Below are 21,618 nucleotides of genomic sequence, written 5' to 3' on the forward strand. Positions count from 1 at the left end.
GCCGAGTACCCGCTGCAACGCGGCGTGCACCGGTTGTTCGAGGAGCAGGTCGAGCGCACACCGACGGCGCCGGCGCTGGCCTTCGGCGAGGAGCGCCTGGACTACGCCGAGCTGAACCGCCGGGCCAACCGCCTGGCGCATGCCCTGATCGAGCGCGGGATCGGCGCGGACCGCCTGGTGGGCGTGGCCATGGAACGTTCTATCGAGATGGTCGTGGCCCTGATGGCGATCCTCAAGGCCGGCGGCGCCTACGTGCCGGTGGACCCGGAGTATCCCGAGGAGCGCCAGGCCTACATGCTGGAGGACAGCGGTGTGGAGCTGCTGCTCAGCCAGTCGCACCTGAAGCTGCCGCTGGCGCAAGGCGTGCAGCGGATCGACCTGGATCGCGGTGCGCCCTGGTTCGAGGATTACAGTGAGGCGAACCCGGATATTCATCTCGATGGCGAGAACCTCGCCTATGTCATCTACACCTCCGGTTCCACCGGTAAGCCCAAGGGCGCCGGCAACCGCCATTCGGCGCTGAGCAACCGTTTGTGCTGGATGCAGCAGGCCTATGGCCTGGGCGTCGGTGACACGGTGTTGCAGAAAACCCCGTTCAGCTTCGACGTGTCGGTCTGGGAGTTCTTCTGGCCGCTGATGAGCGGGGCGCGTTTGGTGGTGGCCGCGCCGGGCGACCATCGCGACCCGGCGAAGCTGGTGAAGCTGATCAACCGCGAAGGGGTCGATACGCTGCACTTCGTGCCGTCGATGCTGCAGGCCTTCCTGCAGGATGAAGACGTCGCCTCCTGCACCAGCCTGAAACGCATCGTTTGCAGCGGCGAGGCGCTGCCGGCGGACGCGCAGCAGCAGGTGTTCGCCAAGCTGCCGCAGGCCGGCCTCTATAACCTCTATGGCCCGACCGAGGCGGCCATCGACGTCACCCACTGGACCTGCGTGGAGGAGGGCAAGGACGCGGTGCCGATCGGCCGGCCGATCGCCAACCTGGCCTGCTACATCCTCGATGGCAACCTGGAGCCGGTGCCGGTGGGCGTGCTCGGCGAGCTGTACCTGGCCGGTCGGGGCCTGGCCCGTGGCTACCACCAGCGTCCGGGGCTGACTGCCGAGCGTTTCGTCGCCAGCCCGTTCGTGGCTGGGGAGCGGATGTACCGCACCGGCGATTTGGCGCGCTACCGCGCCGACGGGGTGATCGAGTACGCCGGGCGGATCGACCACCAGGTGAAGCTGCGCGGCTTGCGCATCGAGCTGGGCGAGATCGAGGCGCGCCTGCTGGAGCATCCGTGGGTGCGCGAGGCGGCGGTGCTGGCGGTGGACGGCAGGCAGTTGGTCGGCTACGTGGTGCTGGAGAGCGAGGGCGGCGACTGGCGCGAAGCGCTGGCCGCGCACCTGGCGGCAAGCCTGCCGGAATACATGGTGCCGGCGCAGTGGCTGGCGCTGGAGCGGATGCCGCTGAGTCCGAACGGCAAGCTGGATCGCAAGGCGCTACCGGCGCCTGAAGTAAGCGTGGCGCAGGCAGGCTACAGCGCACCGCGCAACGCAGTGGAGCGAACCCTGGCGGAAATCTGGCAGGACCTGCTGGGCGTCGAGCGGGTCGGCCTGGACGACAACTTCTTCAGCCTCGGCGGCGACTCGATCGTCTCGATCCAGGTAGTCAGCCGTGCGCGCCAGGCCGGATTGCAACTGAGCCCGCGCGACCTGTTCCAGCACCAGAACATCCGCAGCCTGGCCCTGGCGGCCAAGGCGGGTGCGGCGACGGCGGAACAGGGGCCGGCAAGCGGCGAGGTGGCGCTGGCGCCGGTACAGCGCTGGTTCTTCGAGCGGGCGATTCCCAACCGCCAGCACTGGAACCAGTCTCTCTTGTTGCAGGCGCGCCAGCCGCTCGACGGCGACCGGCTGGGGCGTGCCCTGGAACGCCTGCAGGCGCAGCACGATGCCCTGCGCCTGCGTTTCCGCGAAGAGCGCGGCGCCTGGCACCAGGCCTACGCCGAGCAGGCCGGCGAGCCGCTGTGGCGCCGGCAGGCGGGGTCCGAGGAGGCGTTGCTGGCGCTTTGCGAAGAAGCCCAGCGCAGCCTCGACCTCGAACAGGGGCCGCTGCTGCGTGCGCTGCTGGTGGACATGGCCGACGGCAGCCAGCGCCTGCTGCTGGTCATCCACCACCTGGCGGTGGACGGGGTGTCCTGGCGCATCCTGCTGGAAGACCTGCAGCGTCTCTATGCCGACCTCGACGCCGATCTCGGGCCGCGTAGCAGTTCCTACCAGGCCTGGAGCCGGCACCTGCACGAACAGGCCGGCGCGCGCCTGGACGAACTCGACTACTGGCAGGCGCAACTGCACGACGCTCCGCATGCGCTGCCATGCGAAAACCCGCACGGCGCCCTGGAAAACCGCCATGAGCGCAAGCTCGTCCTGACCCTGGACGCCGAGCGTACCCGGCAGTTGCTGCAGGAAGCCCCGGCGGCCTACCGGACCCAGGTCAACGACCTGCTGCTGACCGCCCTGGCCCGCGCGACCTGCCGCTGGAGCGGCGACGCCAGCGTGCTGGTGCAGCTCGAAGGGCACGGCCGCGAGGACCTCGGCGAGGCCATCGACCTGAGCCGCACGGTGGGCTGGTTCACCAGCCTGTTCCCGCTGCGCCTGACCCCGGCCGCGGACCTCGGCGAGTCGCTGAAGGCGATCAAGGAGCAACTGCGCGGCGTGCCGGACAAGGGCGTCGGCTACGGCCTGCTGCGCTACCTGGCTGGAGAGGAGGCTGCGACCCGCCTGGCCGCACTGCCGCAGCCGCGGATCACCTTCAATTACCTGGGCCGGTTCGACCGTCAGTTCGATGGAGCAGCGCTGCTGGTACCGGCCACGGAAAGCGCCGGCGCCGCCCAGGATCCGTGCGCCCCGCTGGCCAACTGGTTGAGCATCGAAGGCCAGGTCTACGGCGGCGAGCTGAGCCTGCACTGGAGCTTCAGCCGGGAAATGTTCGCCGAGGCGACCGTCCAGCGCCTGGTCGATGACTACGCGCGGGAGCTGCACGCGCTGATCGAGCATTGCTGCCAGGAGGGCAACGTCGGCGCCACGCCGTCGGACTTCCCTCTCGCGACGTTGCGCCAGGAGCAGTTGGATCGCCTGCCTCTGGCGCGGATCGAGGACATCTACCCGCTGTCGCCGATGCAGCACGGCATGCTGTTCCACTCGCTCTACGAGCAGGCTTCCGGCGATTACCTGAACCAGCTCCGAGTCGACGTCCATGGACTCGATCCCGCGCGCTTCCGCGCCGCCTGGCAGGCGGCGCTGGACAGTCATGACATCCTGCGCGCCGGCTTCCTCTGGCAGGGCGATCTGGAGCAGCCGCTCCAGGTGATCCACAAACACCTCGAACTGCCGTTCGCCGAGCATGACTGGCGTGGTCGCGAAGCGCTCGCCGAGGCTCTCGACGAGCTGGCCGCGAGCGAACGCCGGCGGGGTTTCGAGCTGGAGCAGGCGCCCTTGCTGCGGCTGGTCCTGGTGCGTATGGACGAAGAGCGCTACCACCTGGTCTACACCCACCACCACATCCTGCTGGATGGCTGGAGCAGCGCGCAGCTGCTCGGCGAGGTGCTCGCTCGCTACACCGGCGAACAGGCCGAGCGCACGGGTGGGCGCTACCGCGACTACATCACCTGGCTGCAGGCACAGGACAAGCGCGTCAGCGAAGCATTCTGGAAAGAACAACTGGCGGAACTGCTGGAGCCGACACGCCTGGCCCAGGCGGTCGCCGCCGAGCGCGAGCAGGTCGGCAGCGGCCAGTTCCAGCGCAGCCTGCCGCCGGCACGCACCGCGCGCCTGAAGACGTTCGCCCAGCGGCACGCGGTGACCCTCAATACCCTGGTGCAGGCCGCCTGGTCGCTACTGCTGCAACGCTACACCGGGCAGGATACGGTGGTCTTCGGCGCCACCGTCGCCGGCCGTCCCGCCGAACTGGCCGGGATCGAAAGGCAGATCGGCCTGTTCATCAATACCCTGCCGGTGGTCGCCACACCGCAACCGGGCATGCGCCTCACCGACTGGTTGCAGGAGGTGCAGGCGCGCAGCCTGGCGCTGCGCGAGCAGGAGCACACGCCGCTGTTCGAGATCCAGCGTTGGGCCGGGCTCGGCGAGGCGCTGTTCGACAGCCTGCTGGTATTCGAGAACTACCCTGTGGCCGAAGCCCTGGAAAAGGGGTCGCCAGGCGGCGTGCGCTTCGGCCCGGTGAGCAATCATGAACAGACCAACTACCCGCTGACCGTCGCCCTGGGCGTCGGCGACAGTCTGTCGCTGCAATACAGCTATGACCGTCAGGCGTTTTCCGATGCCGCGGTCGAGCAGTTGGACCGGCACCTGCTGAACTTGCTCGAAGGCTTCGTCGACAACGCCGAACGGACTCTGGTCGAGCTGAGCCTGCTGGATGCCGAGGAGCGCGCGCTGATCGATTCGCTGTGGAACCGCAGCGAGTCGGGCTTCCCCGCTTCGCCGCTGATCCACCAGCGGGTGGCGGAGCGCGCACGCCTGGCCCCGGACGCGCCGGCGGTGCTGTTCGACGACCAGGTGCTGAGCTTCGCCGAGCTGGACAGCCGGGCCAATCGCCTGGCACATGCGCTGATCGCCCGCGGCGTCGGTCCCGAGGTGCGGGTGGCGATCGCCATGCAGCGCAGTGCGGAAATCATGATTGCCTTCCTCGCCGTGCTGAAGTCCGGCGGCGCCTACGTGCCCCTGGACATCGAGTACCCGCGCGAACGCCTGCTGTACATGATGCAGGACAGCCGCGCGCACCTGCTGCTGACCCAGAGCCACCTGCTCGACCGACTGCCGATTCCCGACGGGCTGTCCTGCCTGTGTCTGGACCGCGAACAGGAGTGGGCCGGTTTCCCCGCCCATGATCCAGAGGTGGCGCTGCATGGCGACAACCTGGCCTATGTGATCTACACCTCCGGCTCCACCGGCATGCCCAAGGGCGTGGCAGTGTCCCACGGCCCGCTGGCGGCGCACATCGTGGCTACCGGCGAGCGCTACGAGATGACCCCGGCGGACTGCGAGCTGCACTTCATGTCGTTCGCCTTCGACGGCTCCCATGAAGGCTGGATGCACCCGTTGATCAACGGTGCGCGGGTGCTGATCCGCGACGACAGCCTGTGGCTGCCGGAGCAGACCTACGCGCAGATGCATCGCCACGGCGTCACCGTCGCGGTGTTCCCGCCGGTCTATCTGCAGCAACTGGCCGAGCACGCCGAGCGCGACGGCAACCCGCCGGCGGCCCGGGTCTACTGCTTCGGCGGCGACGCGGTGGCGCAGGCCAGCTACGACCTGGCCTGGCGCGCGCTACGCCCGCAATACCTGTTCAACGGCTACGGACCGACCGAAACGGTGGTCACCCCGCTGCTCTGGAAAGCCCGCCCGGACGACCCCTGTGGCGCCGCCTACATGCCGATAGGTACGCTGCTGGGCAATCGCAGTGGCTACATCCTCGATGCCCAGTTGAACCTGCTGCCGGTCGGTGTGGCCGGTGAGCTGTACCTTGGCGGGGAAGGCGTGGCGCGCGGTTACCTGGAGCGTCCGGCACTGACCGCCGAACGTTTCGTGCCGGATCCCTTCGGCGCGCCCGGCAGCCGCCTGTATCGCAGCGGTGACCTGACCCGTGGGCGGGCGGATGGCGTGGTGGACTACCTGGGACGGGTAGACCACCAGGTGAAGATCCGCGGTTTCCGTATCGAGCTGGGCGAGATCGAGGCACGCCTGCGCGAGCAGGCGGCGGTGCGCGAGGCGGTGGTGGTCGCCCAGGCGGGTGCCAGCGGCCAGCAACTGGTCGGCTACGTGGTCCCGCAGGATCCGGCGCTGGTCGAGGATGCCGGTGCCCAGGCGGCCTGCCGCGACGCCTTGCGCAAGGCGCTGAAGGAGCGCTTGCCCGAGTATATGTTGCCGGCGCATCTGCTGTTCCTGGCGTGCATGCCGCTGACCCCCAACGGCAAGCTGGATCGAAAGGCCCTGCCCAAGCCCAGTGCCGACCAGCAGCAACGCGACTACCAGGCACCGCGCAGCGAAGTGGAAAGACAACTGGCGACGATCTGGGCGGAGGTGCTGAAGCTGGAGCAGGTCGGCCTGGCCGACAACTTCTTCGAGATCGGCGGCGATTCCATCATTTCCCTGCAGGTGGTCAGCCGTGCGCGCCAGCTCGGCATCCATTTCACTCCGAAGATGCTCTTCGAGGCGCAGACCATCGGTGCCCTGGCTCCGCTGGCCGAGAGCGGTACGCAGGTGCTGGCGATCGACCAGGGACCGGTGACCGGCGTCACGCCGTTGCTGCCGATCCAGCAGGGTTTCTTCGCCGAAGAGGTCGCCGAGCGCCACTGGTGGAACCAGTCGGTACTCCTGGAAGCCCGCGAGCCGCTCGATGCCCGGCACCTTGAGCAGGCCCTGCGGGGCGTGCTGGCGCACCACGATGCGTTGCGCCTGTCCTTCACCCGCGAGGCGGCCGGCTGGACGGCGCGCCACCGGGGTGTGGAAGAGGGCGCTGCGGCGCTGCTCCGCGTCGCTCGGGTCGCCGACCTGGCGGCGCTGCGGGCGCTTGCCGACGAAGTCCAGCGCAGTCTCGACCTGGCCGATGGGCCGTTGTTGCGCGCCCTGCTGGCGACTTTCGACGACGGCAGCCAGCGCCTGCTGCTGGTTATCCACCATCTGGTAGTGGATGGCGTGTCCTGGCGTATTCTCTTCGAAGACCTGCAGACCGCCTACCGGCAGTTGCTGGCGGGTCAGGCCGTCGAGCTACCGGCCAAGACCAGCGCCTTCAGGGATTGGGCCGAGCGCCTGCGGGCGTTTGCCGGTGACGGCGGCCTGGATGGCGAACTGGCGTACTGGCAAGGGCAATTGCAGGGCGCCTCCAGCGACCTGCCGTGCCTCGACCCGCTGGGCGACCAGAGCAACCGCCATGCCCGTTCGGTCAGTTGCGGACTGGACGCCGAGGCGACCCGGCAATTGCTGCAGGAAGCGCCGGCCGCCTACCGCACCCAGGTCAACGACCTGCTGTTGACCGCGCTGGCGCGGGTGATCTGCCGCTGGACCGGGCAGGTCGATGCGTTGATCCAGTTGGAAGGGCATGGCCGCGAAGAACTCTTCGCCGAGATCGACCTGACGCGCACGGTGGGCTGGTTCACCAGCCTGTTCCCGCTACGCCTGACGCCGGCCGAGGGCATCGCCGCATCGATCAAGGGCATCAAGGAGCAACTGCGCGCGGTGCCGAACAAGGGCATCGGCTTCGGCGCCCTGCGCTACCTGGGCAGCGCGGCGAGCCAGGCAGCCCTGGCCGGGTTGCCGGTGCCGCGCATCACCTTCAACTACCTCGGCCAGTTCGACGGCAGCTTCGCCATGGACGAGGGCGCACTGTTCGTTCCGGCCGGCGAGCGCGCCGGCGACGACCAGAGCCCGGACGCGCCGCTGGCCAACTGGCTGGCGCTGAACGGACGCATCTATGGCGGCGAACTGCGCATCGACTGGAGCTTCAGTGGCGAGCGCTTCGAAACCACCAGCATCCAGCGCCTGGCCGACGCCTATCGCGACGAACTGCTGGCGCTGATTGCCCACTGCCGAGTGGCCGAGGGCCAGGGTCTGACGCCCTCGGACTTCCCGCTGGCGCGCCTTGACCAGGCGCGTCTCGACCAATTGCCGCTGGCGCCCTGCGAAGTCGAGGACCTCTACCCGCTATCGCCGATGCAGCAGGGCATGCTGTTCCACAGTCTGTACCAGGAGGCCGGCGATTACATCAATCAACTGCGGGTCGACATCGACGGTCTGCATCCGGAGAGCTTCCGCGCGGCCTGGCAGGCGGCGTTGGACGAGCACGATGTGTTGCGCAGCGGGTTCCTCTGGCAGGGCGCCTTCGAGACGCCGCTGCAGGTGGTGCGCAAGCGTGTCGAAGTGCCGTTCAGCGTACTTGACTGGCGCGGTCGCGAGGACCTGGCGGCGGCCCTCGACGAGCTGGCCGCCGGCGAAGGCCGACTGGGCTTCGACCTGAGCGAGGCGCCGCTGCTGCGCCTGGTGCTGGTGCGCACGGACGAAGAGCGCTACCACCTGATCTACACCAATCACCATATCCTGATGGACGGCTGGAGCAACTCGCAGCTGCTCGGCGAGGTACTGCAGCGCTACCGTGGCGAGACGCCGCCGCGCTCCGGCGGCCGCTATCGCGACTACATCGCCTGGTTGCAGCGCCAGGACGCCGCGCTCGCCGAGGCCTTCTGGCTGCCGCGCCTGCGCCAACTGGACGAGCCGACCCGCCTGGGGCAGTCGATCGTCCAGGCCAGGCAGCGCGGCAAGGGCTACGCGGAACGGTTGCGCGAGCTTGATGGCGAGCAGACCCGGCGCCTGGCCGAGCTGGCCCGCGAGCAGAAGATCACCGTCAACACCCTGGTCCAGGCCGCCTGGCTGATGTTGCTGCAACGCTATACCGGACAGGACAGCGTGGCCTTCGGCGCTACTGTCGCCGGTCGCCCGGCGGAACTGAACGGTATCGAGGAGCAGATCGGCCTGTTCATCAATACCCTGCCGGTCATCGCTACCCCGCTTCCGCAGCAGAGCCTGGCGTCGTGGCTGCAGGCGGTGCAGGGCGAGAACCTGGCCCTGCGCGAATTCGAACACACGCCGCTGTACGACATCCAGCGCTGGGCCGGGCAGGGCGGCGAGGCGCTGTTCGACAATATCCTGGTGTTCGAGAACTACCCCGTTTCGCAGATGCTCCAGCAGCAGGCCTCGCAAGGCCTGGCTTTCGGTGCCGTGGGCAACCACGAGCAGACCAACTACCCGTTGACCCTCAGCGTAAGCCTGGGGCAGCGCCTGGAACTGCAGTTCGCCTATGACCGCGAGCATTTCGACGACGCCAGCGTGGCGCGCCTGGATCGTCACCTGACGCACCTGCTGGCGCAGATGGTCGAGCGTCCGGCCAGCACCTGCCTGGCCGAGTTCCAGCTGCTGGAAGCAGCGGAGCGGCGCCAGGCGATCTTCGACTGGGGGCGCAACCCGGGACGCTATCCGGACGAGCGCAGCGTCGAGCAGCTGTTCGCCAGCCGCGCGGCGATGGAGCCCGAGCGGGTGGCATTGCTCTTCGAGGAGCGCCAGCTGAGCTACGGCGAGCTCAACGCCCAGGCCAACCGCCTGGCCCACCGCCTGATCGAGCTGGGCGTGGGGCCTGACGTGCTGGTTGGGATCGCCGTCGAGCGCGGGCTGGAAATGATCGTCAGCCTGCTGGCGGTGCTCAAGGCCGGCGGCGCCTACGTACCGCTGGACCCGGAATATCCGCAGGAGCGCCTCGGCTACATGATCGAGGACAGCGGCATCGCCCTGTTGCTCAGCCAGAGCCACCTGCTGCAACGCCTGCCAGCGGCCTCTGGGATCGCCTGCCTGGCGCTCGACCAGGCGTGGGACTGGCAGGACCGTCCGGCGAGCGACCCGCAGTTGCGGGCGCATCCGCAGAACCTCGCCTACGTGATGTTCACCTCCGGTTCCACCGGCCGTCCCAAGGGCGTCGGCATCAGCCGAGAGAGCCTGTCGCGGCATACCCACGTTTCGCTGGAGTTCTTCGGCATCGGGCCGGACGACCGGGTGCTGCAATTCTCCACCTTCAATTTCGACGGCTTCGTCGAGCAGCTCTACCCACCGCTCGCCTGTGGCGCCTCGGTGGTGCTGCGCGGCACCGAGATCTGGGACAGCGAGACGCTGTACCGGGAGATCGTCGAGCGACGCATCACCACGGTGGACCTGACTACCGCCTACTGGAACATGCTGGCCAAGGACTTCGCCAACCAGGGCGTGCGCGACTACGGCGCGCTCCGTCAGGTCCACGCCGGGGGCGAGGCGATGCCGCCGGAAAGCCTGGTGGCATGGAAGGCCGCCGGGCTGGAGCATGTGCGCCTGCTCAACACCTACGGCCCCACCGAGGCGACCGTCACGGTCACCACCCTGGATTGCGCGCCCTACGTCGACGGCAGCAAGGCGATCCCGGCGACCATGCCGATCGGCAAGGTGCTGCCGGGCCGCGCTATCTATCTGCTGGACGATGCCGGGCAACCGGCGCCGGTCGGGGCGGTCGGCGAGCTGGTGATCGGCGCCGAGCTGCTGGCGCGTGGCTATTTCAAGCGTCCCGACCTGACGGCCGCACGCTTCATTCCCGATCCGTTCGACGAGCAGGGCGGCGGCCGCCTGTACCGCACCGGCGATCTGGCACGCTACGGCGCCGACGGGGTGATCGAGTACGTCGGCCGGGTCGACCATCAAGTCAAGGTCCGTGGCTTCCGCATCGAACTGGGCGAGATCGAGGCCTGCCTCGGCGAGCACCCGGCGGTGCGCGAGGCCCTGGTCATCGCCGTCGAGGGTGCTGCCGGGGCGCAGCTGGTGGCCTATCTGGTGCCGCAAGCGGAAGCGCTGGCTAGCGCCACGCTGGAGGTACAGGCCGCGCTGCGCAACGAGCTGAAGGCCCTGCTGCGCGACAGCCTCCCCGAATACATGGTGCCGGCGCACCTGCTGTTCCTCGAACGCCTGCCGCTGAGCCCCAACGGCAAGGTCGACCGCAAGGCTCTGCCGGCGCCTGACGCCAGTCTCCTCCAGGAGGCCTACGTGGCGCCGCGCAGCGAGCTGGAATGCCAGGTCGCGGCGATCTGGCAGGAGGTGCTGAAACTCCAGCGGGTTGGCCTCGACGACCATTTCTTCGAACTCGGCGGGCACTCGCTGCTGGCCATCAACGTGATTTCGCGCATTCAACTGGAGCTGGGCATGAAGCTCACCCCCCAACTGTTGTTCCAATTCCCGACCCTGGGGCTTTTCGTCAGCAATCTGGAAAAGGCCGGTGGGCAGGTCGACACATCGAAACTGAACAAGCTGGAAGCCCTGCTTGATGAAATGGAGGAAGTTTGAATGGACATGAGCGTAGCTTTGCGGGTTGCCCGGCGCTTCATCACGCTTCCTCTCGACAAGCGCAAGCTGTACCTGGCGAAGATGCAGGAGGAGGGCGTGACGCCGGCCAACCTGCCGATTCCCGAGGTGGCCTCGGCCTTCGAGCGTATCCCGTTGTCCTATGCCCAGGAGCGCCAGTGGTTCCTCTGGCAGATGGACCCGCAGAGCGCCGCCTACAACATTCCCTCGGCGCTGCGCCTGCGTGGCGAACTGGACGTCGAGGCGCTGTCCGCCAGCCTGGGCGCCATCGTCGAACGCCACCAGAGCCTGCGCACCGTGTTCGTCGAGGACGAACAACTGGATGGCTTCCGCCAGCAGGTGCTGGCGTCGGTCGACGTACCCGTCCCGGTTACGCTGGCGGGCGACGACGACGCGCAGGCGCAGATTCGCGCTTTCGTTGAAAGCGAGACGCAACAGCCCTTCGATCTGCGTAACGGTCCGCTGCTTCGCGCGCGCCTGCTGCGCTTGGCGGCCGACGATCACGTGCTGACCCTGACCATCCACCATGTGGCAGCCGACGGCTGGTCCATGCGGGTACTGGTGGAGGAACTCATTGCCCTGTACGGCGCGCGCCGGCAAGGCGTCGAGGCGACGCTGCCCGATTTGCCGATCCAGTATGCGGACTATGCGATCTGGCAACGACACTGGCTGGAAGCCGGCGAACGCGAGCGCCAGCTGGAGTACTGGATGGCGCGGCTGGGCGGAGGGCAGAGCGTGCTCGAACTGCCGACTGACCGCCAGCGCCCGGCGCTGCCGAGCTACCGTGGCGCGCGCCATGAACTGCAGTTGCCGCAGGCGTTGGGCCGACAGTTGCAGGCGCTGGCGCAGCGCGAAGGGACGACGTTGTTCATGCTCCTGCTGGCCTCGTTCCAGGCGCTCCTGCATCGCTACAGCGGCCAGGACGAGATCCGCGTCGGCGTGCCGGTGGCCAACCGCAACCGGGTCGAGACCGAGCGGCTCATCGGCTTCTTCGTCAACACCCAGGTGCTGCGCGCCGATCTCGATACGCAGATGCCGTTCCTTGACCTTCTACAGCAGACCCGTGTCGCCGCGCTCGGCGCCCAGTCACATCAGGACCTGCCGTTCGAGCAACTGGTCGAGGCTTTGCAGCCGGAGCGCAGTCTCAGCCACAGCCCGCTGTTCCAGGCCATGTACAACCACCAGAACCTGGGTTCCGCAGGTCGCCAGTCGCTGGCGGCGCAGTTGCCGGGGCTGAGCGTCGAGGACCTCTCGTGGGGCGCGCACAGCGCGCAATTCGACCTGACCCTGGACACCTACGAATCGGAACAGGGCGTGCACGCCGAATTCACCTATGCCACCGACCTGTTCGAGGCTGCGACCGTGGAGCGCCTGGCACGTCACTGGCGCAACCTGCTAGAGGCCGTCGTCGCCGAGCCGCGGAGACGCCTCGGCGACCTACCGCTGCTCGACGCCGAGGAGCGCGCCACGCTGCTGCAACGCAGCCGTCTGCCGGCGAGCGAATATCCCGCCGGGCAGGGTGTGCATCGCCTGTTCGAGGCCCAGGCCGGGCTGACCCCGGACGCGCCGGCCTTGCTGTTCGGCGAGGAACGCCTGAGCTACGCCGAACTCAATGCGTTGGCCAACCGCCTCGCCTGGCGTCTGCGCGAGGAGGGTGTCGGCAGCGATGTACTGGTCGGTATCGCGCTGGAGCGCGGCGTACCCATGGTGGTGGCCCTGCTGGCGGTGCTCAAGGCCGGTGGCGCCTATGTGCCGCTGGATCCGCAGTATCCCGCGGACCGCTTGCAGTACATGATCGACGACAGCGGACTGCGCCTGTTGCTCAGCCAGCAAAGCGTGCTGGCGCGCCTGCCGCAGTCGGATGGGCTGCAAAGCCTGCTGCTCGACGACCTGGAGCGACTGGTGCACGGCTACCCGGCGGAAAACCCGGACCTGCCGGAGGCGCCCGACAGTCTCTGCTACGCGATCTACACCTCCGGTTCCACCGGCCAGCCGAAAGGCGTGATGGTCCGCCATCGAGCCTTGACCAACTTCGTCTGCAGCATCGCCCGGCAACCGGGCATGCTGGCGCGGGACCGTCTGCTGTCGGTGACCACCTTCTCCTTCGATATCTTCGGCCTGGAGCTATACGTACCGCTGGCGCGTGGCGCCAGCATGCTGCTCGCCAGCCGCGAGCAGGCCCAGGATCCCGAGGCCCTGCTCGATCTGGTCGAGCGGCAGGGCGTCACGGTATTGCAAGCGACCCCGGCGACCTGGCGGATGCTGTGCGACAGCGAGCGTGTCGACCTGCTGCGTGGCTGCACCCTGCTGTGCGGTGGCGAGGCGCTGGCGGAGGACCTGGCGGCGCGTATGCGCGGATTGTCGGCATCGACCTGGAATCTCTACGGGCCGACCGAGACGACGATCTGGTCGGCACGGTTCTGCCTCGGCGAAGAGGCCCGGCCGTTCCTCGGCGGGCCGCTGGAAAACACCGGTCTGTACATCCTCGACAGCGAAATGAACCCATGTCCGCCCGGCGTCGCCGGCGAACTGCTGATCGGCGGCGACGGCCTGGCGCGTGGCTACCATCGCCGCCCCGGCCTGACCGCCGAACGCTTCCTGCCCGACCCGTTCGCCGCCGACGGTTCGCGCCTGTACCGCACCGGCGACCTGGCTCGCTACCGCGCCGATGGGGTCATCGAATACCTTGGACGGATCGACCATCAGGTGAAGATCCGGGGATTCCGCATCGAACTCGGCGAAATCGAGACGCGCCTGCTGGAGCAGGACAGCGTGCGCGAGGCGGTGGTCGTCGCCCAGCCGGGGGTGGCCGGGCCGTCCCTGGTGGCCTACCTGGTGCCCACCGAGGCCGCGCTGGTCGACGCCGAGTCGGCGCGCCAGCAGGAACTGCGCAGTGCATTGAAGAACAGCCTGCTGGCGGTTCTCCCGGACTACATGGTGCCGGCGCACATGCTGTTGCTGGAGAACCTGCCGCTGACGCCGAACGGCAAGATCAACCGCAAGGCGCTGCCGCTGCCGGACGCGAGCGCGGTCCGGGACGCCCATGTCGCGCCCGAGGGCGAGCTGGAACGGGCCATGGCGGCGATCTGGAGCGAGGTCCTCAAGCTCGGCCACATCGGTCGGGACGACAACTTCTTCGAGCTGGGCGGCCACTCGCTGCTGGTGACCCAAGTGGTTTCCAGGGTACGCCGCCGCCTCGACCTGCAGGTGCCGCTGCGTACCCTGTTCGAGCACAGCACCCTGCGCGCCTATGCGCAGGCCGTGGCGCAGTTGGCGCCGGCCGCCCAGGGCGGGATCGTCCGATGCGCCAGGGACTCATCGCCGCAGCTGTCGTTCGCCCAGGAACGCCAGTGGTTCATCTGGCGCCTGGATCCGCACAGCGCGGCCTACAACATCCCGGTGGCGTTGCGTCTGAAGGGACCGCTGCGGCGCGATGCCCTGCAGGGTGCCCTGGACCTGCTGGTGCAGCGCCATGAAACGCTACGCACCACCTTCGTCGAACACGATGGCGCACCGCGGCAGGTCATCCACCCGACGCTGCCGATAGCCATCGAGGAGCGACGACCGCCGGTGGCCGGCGAAGACCTGAAGGGGCTGGTGGAAACCGAGGCCCATCGGCCGTTCGACCTGCAACGCGGACCGCTGCTGCGGGTCCTGCTGTTGCCGCTGGCGACGGACGAATGCGTGCTGGTGCTGACTCTTCACCACATCATCGCCGATGGCTGGTCGATGCAGGTCCTGGTGGACGAACTGATCCGCGTCTACGCCGCGCTTCGGCATGATGAGCCCCCCGCGCTGGCGGAGTTGCCGATCCAGTACGCCGACTTTGCGGCCTGGCAACGCCAATGGATGGATGGCGGCGAGCGTGAGCGTCAACTGGGCTACTGGGTTTCCCGCCTGGGCGGCGAGCAGCCGTTGCTGGAGTTGCCCAGCGACCGGCCGCGCCCGCAGCAGCAGAGCCATCGCGGCCGGCGCATCGGCATCCCGTTGCCGGCGGAACTCGCCGAAGCCCTGCGGCGGCTGGCCCAGGCCGAGCAGGGCACGCTGTTCATGCTGCTGCTGGCCTCGTTCCAGGCACTCCTGCATCGCTACAGCGGGCAGAATGACATTCGTGTCGGAGTACCCATCGCCAACCGCAATCGCGAGGAGACCGAGGGGCTCATCGGCTTCTTCGTCAACACCCAGGTGTTGTGCGCCGAACTCGACGGGCAACTGCCGTTCCGCGAGTTGCTACGGCAGGTCCGGCGGGCGGTGGTGGAAGCGCAGGGTCATCAGGACCTGCCGTTCGAGCAACTGGTGGATGCGTTGCAGCCGGAACGCAGCCTCAGCCATGCGCCGTTGTTCCAGGTGATGTACAACCACCAGCGCGACGATCATCGCGGTTCGCGTTTCGCCTCCCTGGGCGAACTCGAGGTCGAGGACCTGGCCTGGGACGTGCAGACCGCGCAGTTCGACCTGACCCTGGATACCTACGAATCCTCCAATGGCCTGCTTGCCGAACTGACCTATGCCACCGATCTCTTCGACGCGTCGAGCGCCGAGCGCATCGCCGGCCACTGGCTGAACCTGCTCCGGTCGATCGTGGCCCGGCCGGAGGCGCGCATCGCCGAGCTGAAACTTCTAGACGAGGCCGAAGCGCGTGCCGACCTGCTGCAATGGAACCCCCATCCGCAGGACTTCCCCCCGGCGTCCTGCCTGCACCGCCTGATCGAGCGCCAGGCCGCCGAGCGACCGCGGGCGACGGCAGTGGTCTACGGCGAACGCGCGCTCGACTACGGCGAATTGAACCTGCGGGCCAATCGCCTGGCGCACCGGCTGATCGAGCTCGGTGTCGGCCCCGACGTGCTGGTCGGCCTGGCGGCCGAGCGCAGCCTGGAGATGATCGTCGGTCTGCTGGCGATCCTCAAGGCCGGCGGCGCCTATGTCCCGCTCGATCCGCGCTACCCCAGCGACCGGCTGGGCTACATGATCGAGGACAGCGGCATCCGCCTGCTACTGACCCAGCGCGCGGCGCGCGAGCGCTTGCCGCTCGGCGAGGGCCTGCCCTGCCTGCTGCTGGACGCGGAGCATGAGTGGGCCGGCTACCCGGAGAGCGATCCGCAGAGCGCCGTCGGCGTCGATAACCTGGCCTATGTGATCTATACCTCCGGCTCTACCGGAAAACCGAAGGGTACCCTGCTGCCGCATGGCAACGTGCTACGCCTGTTCGATGCCACTCGGCACTGGTTCGGTTTCTCCGCGGACGACGCCTGGAGCCTGTTCCACTCCTACGCGTTCGATTTCTCCGTCTGGGAGATCTTCGGCGCGTTGTTGCATGGCGGCAGGCTGGTCATCGTCCCGTACGAGACCAGTCGTTCGCCAGAGGACTTCCTGCGCCTGCTGTGCCGGGAACGGGTGACGGTGCTGAACCAGACGCCGTCGGCCTTCAAGCAACTGATGCAGGTCGCCTGCGCCGGCCAGGAGGTTCCGCCGCTGGCCCTGCGGCATGTGGTGTTCGGTGGCGAGGCGCTGGAAGTGCAGGCCCTGCGCCCATGGTTCGAGCGTTTCGGCGATCGAGCGCCGCGCCTGGTCAACATGTATGGGATCACCGAGACCACGGTGCACGTGACCTATCGTCCGCTGTCGCTGGCGGATCTCGACGGCGGGGCGGCCAGTCCGATCGGCGAGCCGATCCCGGACCTGTCCTGGTATCTGCTCGACGCCGGGCTGAACCCTGTGCCCAGGGGCTGCATCGGCGAGCTGTATGTGGGGGGCGCGGGATTGGCGCGGGGCTATCTGAATCGCCCCGAGCTGAGTTGCACGCGCTTCGTGGCCGATCCGTTCTCCACGACTGGGGGACGTCTGTACCGGACCGGCGACCTGGCCCGCTATCGATGCGACGGGGTGGTCGAGTACGTCGGTCGGATCGACCACCAGGTCAAGATTCGCGGCTTCCGCATCGAACTGGGCGAAATCGAGGCCCGCCTGCTCGCACAGCCGGGCGTGGCCGAGGCGGTCGTGCTGCCTCACGAGGGGCCGGGCGCTACGCAACTGGTCGGCTATGTCGTGACGCAGGCGGCGCCAAGCGACCCCGCCGCGTTGCGCGACACGCTGCGCCAGGCCTTGAAGGCGAGCCTGCCGGAGCACATGGTGCCCGCCCACTTGCTGTTCCTCGAGCGCCTGCCGCTGACGGCCAACGGCAAGCTGGACCGGCGCGCCTTGCCCGCCCCGGACGCCAGCCGCCTGCAGCGGGACTATACCGCGCCGCGCAGCGAGCTGGAGCAGCGCCTGGCGGCGATCTGGGCGGATGTGCTGAAGCTTGGCCGCGTCGGCCTGGACGACAACTTCTTCGAACTTGGCGGCGACTCGATCATTTCCATCCAGGTGGTCAGCCGCGCGCGCCAGGCCGGGATCCGGCTGGCGCCCAGGGACCTGTTCCTGCACCAGACGATCCGGGGCCTGGCCGGCGTGGCCGTCGAGGGCCGGGGCTTGGCCTGCGCCGAACAGGGGCCGATCAGCGGGAGCACGCCGCTGCTGCCGATCCAGCAGATGTTCTTCGAACTGGATATCCCGCGGCGCCAGCACTGGAACCAGTCGGTCCTGCTGGAGCCGGGGCAGGCACTCGACGGTACGCTTCTGGAAACGGCGCTGCAGGCGTTGCTGGCGCACCACGATGCGTTGCGCCTGGGCTTCCGCCTCGAAGACGGGACCTGGCGCGCCGAACACCGCCGCGCGGTCGAGGCCGGCGAGGTGTTGCTGTGGCAGCAGTCGGTCGCCGACGGCCAAGCGCTGGAAGCCCTGGCGGAGCAGGTCCAGCGCAGTCTCGACCTGGGCAGCGGGCCACTGTTGCGCGCGCTGCTGGCGACGCTCGGAGACGGCAGCCAGCGGTTGTTGCTGGTGATCCACCATCTGGTGGTGGACGGGGTTTCCTGGCGGATCCTGCTCGAAGACCTGCAGACCGCCTACCGCCAGTTGCAGGCCGGCCAGGCCGTTGCGCTACCCGCCAAGACCAGCGCCTTCAAGGCGTGGGCCGAACGCTTGCAGGCGCATGCCCGCGACGGCGGCCTGGAGGGCGAGCGCGGCTACTGGCTGGCGCAGCTCGAAGGCGTATCCACCGAACTGCCCTGCGATGATCGCGAGGGTGCGCAATCGGTCCGGCATGTCCGTTCGGCACGTACCGAGCTGACCGAAGAGGCCACGCGCCGGTTGTTGCAGGAAGCGCCGGCGGCCTACCGGACCCAGGTCAACGATCTGCTGCTCACCGCCCTGGCGCGGGTCATCGGTCGCTGGACCGGCCAGGCGGATACCCTCATCCAGCTCGAAGGACACGGGCGCGAGGAGCTGTTCGAGGACATCGACCTGACCCGCACGGTAGGCTGGTTCACCAGCCTGTTCCCGCTGCGCCTGTCGCCGGTGGCGGAGCTGGGCGCTTCGATCAAACGGATCAAGGAGCAACTGCGCGCGATTCCGCACAAGGGGCTGGGTTTCGGCGCCCTGCGTTACCTCGGCAGCGCCGAGGATCGGGCGGCGCTGGCGGCCCTGCCGAGTCCGCGCATCACCTTCAACTACCTGGGACAGTTCGACGGCAGCTTCTCCGCCGATTCCTCCGCGCTGTTCCGTCCCAGCGCCGATGCGGCCGGCAGCGAGCGCGACAGCGACGCGCCGCTGGACAACTGGCTGAGTCTCAACGGCCAGGTCTATGCCGGCCGGCTCGGTATCGACTGGAGCTTCAGCGCCGCGCGTTTCAGCGAGGCGAGCATCCTTCGCCTGGCCGATGCCTATCGCGACGAGCTGCTGGCGCTGATCGAGCATTGTTGCGCCGCCGATGTCGAAGGCGTGACCCCTTCGGACTTCCCCCTGGCCGGGCTCGACCAGCGGCAACTGGACGCTTTGCCCCTGGCGGCGGGCGAGGTGGAGGATCTCTATCCGCTGTCGCCGATGCAGCAGGGTATGCTGTTCCACAGCCTGTACCAGCAGAACAGCGGCGACTACATCAACCAGATGCGTCTGGACGTGGAAGGCCTGGATCCCCAACGCTTCCGCGAGGCCTGGCAGGCGGCGCTGGATGCCCACGAAGTCCTGCGCAGCGGGTTCCTCTGGCAGGGCGCGCTGGAAAAACCGCTGCAACTGGTGCGCAAGCGCGTCGAGGTGCCGTTCAGCGTGCACGACTGGCGCGACCGCGCGGACCTCGCCGAGGCGCTCGATGCCCTCGCCGCCGGCGAGGCCGGGCTCGGCTTCGAACTCGCCGAGGCGCCGCTGCTGCGGCTGGTGCTGGTGCGTACCGGCGAACGCCGGCACCACCTGATCTACACCAATCACCACATTCTGATGGACGGCTGGAGCAACTCGCAGTTGCTCGGCGAAGTCTTGCAGCGCTACCGCGGCGAGACGCCGTCGCGCTCGGATGGGCGCTATCGCGACTACATCGCCTGGCTGCAACGCCAGGATGCGGGTCGCACCGAGGCGTTCTGGAAGCAGCGCCTTCAGCGGCTGGGCGAGCCGACCCTGCTGGTTCCGGCGTTCGCCCACGGGGTGCGGGGTGCCGAGGGCCATGCCGATCGCTATCGGCAGCTGGACGTCACCACGAGCCAGCGCCTGGCAGAGTTCGCCCGTGAGCAGAAGGTGACGCTCAATACCCTGGTCCAGGCGGCCTGGCTGATACTGCTGCAACGCTTCACCGGGCAGGACACCGTGGCCTTCGGTGCCACCGTATCCGGTCGTCCGGCGGAGTTGCGCGGGATCGAGGAGCAGATCGGCCTGTTCATCAACACGCTGCCGGTGGTCGCCAGCCCGTGTCCGGAGCAGCCGATTGGCGACTGGCTGCAGGCGGTGCAGGGTGAAAACCTGGCGCTGCGCGAGTTCGAGCACACGCCGTTGTATGACATCCAGCGTTGGGCCGGGCAGGTCGGCGAGGCCCTGTTCGACAACATCCTGGTATTCGAGAACTACCCGGTTTCCGCAGCGCTGGCGGAAGAGACACCGGCGGACATGCGGATCGACGCGCTTAGCAACCAGGAGCAGACGCACTATCCGCTGACGCTGCTGGTGAGCGCCGGAGAGACCCTCGAACTGCACTACAGCTATTCCCGCCAGGCTTTCGACGAGGCGGCGATCGAGTGCCTGGCGGAACGCCTCGAACGCTTGTTGCTGGGGATGTGCGAAAACCCGGGGGCGTCGTTGGGCGAGCTGGACAGCCTGGCTGTCGCCGAGCGCTACCAGTTGCTGGAAGGCTGGAACGCCACTGCTGCCGAGTACCCGCTGCAACGCGGCGTGCACCGGTTGTTCGAGGAGCAGGTCGAGCGCACACCGACGGCGCCGGCGCTGGCCTTCGGCGAGGAGCGCCTGGACTACGCCGAGCTGAACCGCCGGGCCAACCGCCTGGCGCATGCCCTGATCGAGCGCGGGATCGGCGCGGACCGCCTGGTGGGCGTGGCCATGGAACGTTCTATCGAGATGGTCGTGGCCCTGATGGCGATCCTCAAGGCCGGCGGCGCCTACGTGCCGGTGGACCCGGAGTATCCCGAGGAGCGCCAGGCCTACATGCTGGAGGACAGCGGTGTGGAGCTGCTGCTCAGCCAGTCGCACCTGAAGCTGCCGCTGGCGCAAGGCGTGCAGCGGATCGACCTGGATCGCGGTGCGCCCTGGTTCGAGGATTACAGTGAGGCGAACCCGGATATTCATCTCGATGGCGAGAACCTCGCCTATGTCATCTACACCTCCGGTTCCACCGGTAAGCCCAAGGGCGCCGGCAACCGCCATTCGGCGCTGAGCAACCGTTTGTGCTGGATGCAGCAGGCCTATGGCCTGGGCGTCGGTGACACGGTGTTGCAGAAAACCCCGTTCAGCTTCGACGTGTCGGTCTGGGAGTTCTTCTGGCCGCTGATGAGCGGGGCGCGTTTGGTGGTGGCCGCGCCGGGCGACCATCGCGACCCGGCGAAGCTGGTGAAGCTGATCAACCGCGAAGGGGTCGATACGCTGCACTTCGTGCCGTCGATGCTGCAGGCCTTCCTGCAGGATGAAGACGTCGCCTCCTGCACCAGCCTGAAACGCATCGTTTGCAGCGGCGAGGCGCTGCCGGCGGACGCGCAGCAGCAGGTGTTCGCCAAGCTGCCGCAGGCCGGCCTCTATAACCTCTATGGCCCGACCGAGGCGGCCATCGACGTCACCCACTGGACCTGCGTGGAGGAGGGCAAGGACGCGGTGCCGATCGGCCGGCCGATCGCCAACCTGGCCTGCTACATCCTCGATGGCAACCTGGAGCCGGTGCCGGTGGGCGTGCTCGGCGAGCTGTACCTGGCCGGTCGGGGCCTGGCCCGTGGCTACCACCAGCGTCCGGGGCTGACTGCCGAGCGTTTCGTCGCCAGCCCGTTCGTGGCTGGGGAGCGGATGTACCGCACCGGCGATTTGGCGCGCTACCGCGCCGACGGGGTGATCGAGTACGCCGGGCGGATCGACCACCAGGTGAAGCTGCGCGGCTTGCGCATCGAGCTGGGCGAGATCGAGGCGCGCCTGCTGGAGCATCCGTGGGTGCGCGAGGCGGCGGTGCTGGCGGTGGACGGCAGGCAGTTGGTCGGCTACGTGGTGCTGGAGAGCGAGGGCGGCGACTGGCGCGAAGCGCTGGCCGCGCACCTGGCGGCAAGCCTGCCGGAATACATGGTGCCGGCGCAGTGGCTGGCGCTGGAGCGGATGCCGCTGAGTCCGAACGGCAAGCTGGATCGCAAGGCG

The 21,618-nt window shown here is 68.3% G+C and carries 2 protein-coding genes; both read left to right on the plus strand.

All coding sequences use genetic code 11. From position 1 onward, the window contains the following. Positions 1–10,896, plus strand: a 10,896-nt coding sequence (locus ACTJJX_RS33875; RefSeq protein WP_034055588.1) for a non-ribosomal peptide synthase/polyketide synthase, incomplete at its 5' end; no start/stop codon positions are given. Further along, the coding region (locus ACTJJX_RS33880) for an amino acid adenylation domain-containing protein (protein WP_440782053.1) at positions 10,897–21,618 on the plus strand (10,722 nt) is incomplete at its 3' end.

This window comes from Pseudomonas sp. 22490 (genome assembly GCF_052044465.1).
GTDB lineage: Bacteria > Pseudomonadota > Gammaproteobacteria > Pseudomonadales > Pseudomonadaceae > Pseudomonas > Pseudomonas aeruginosa.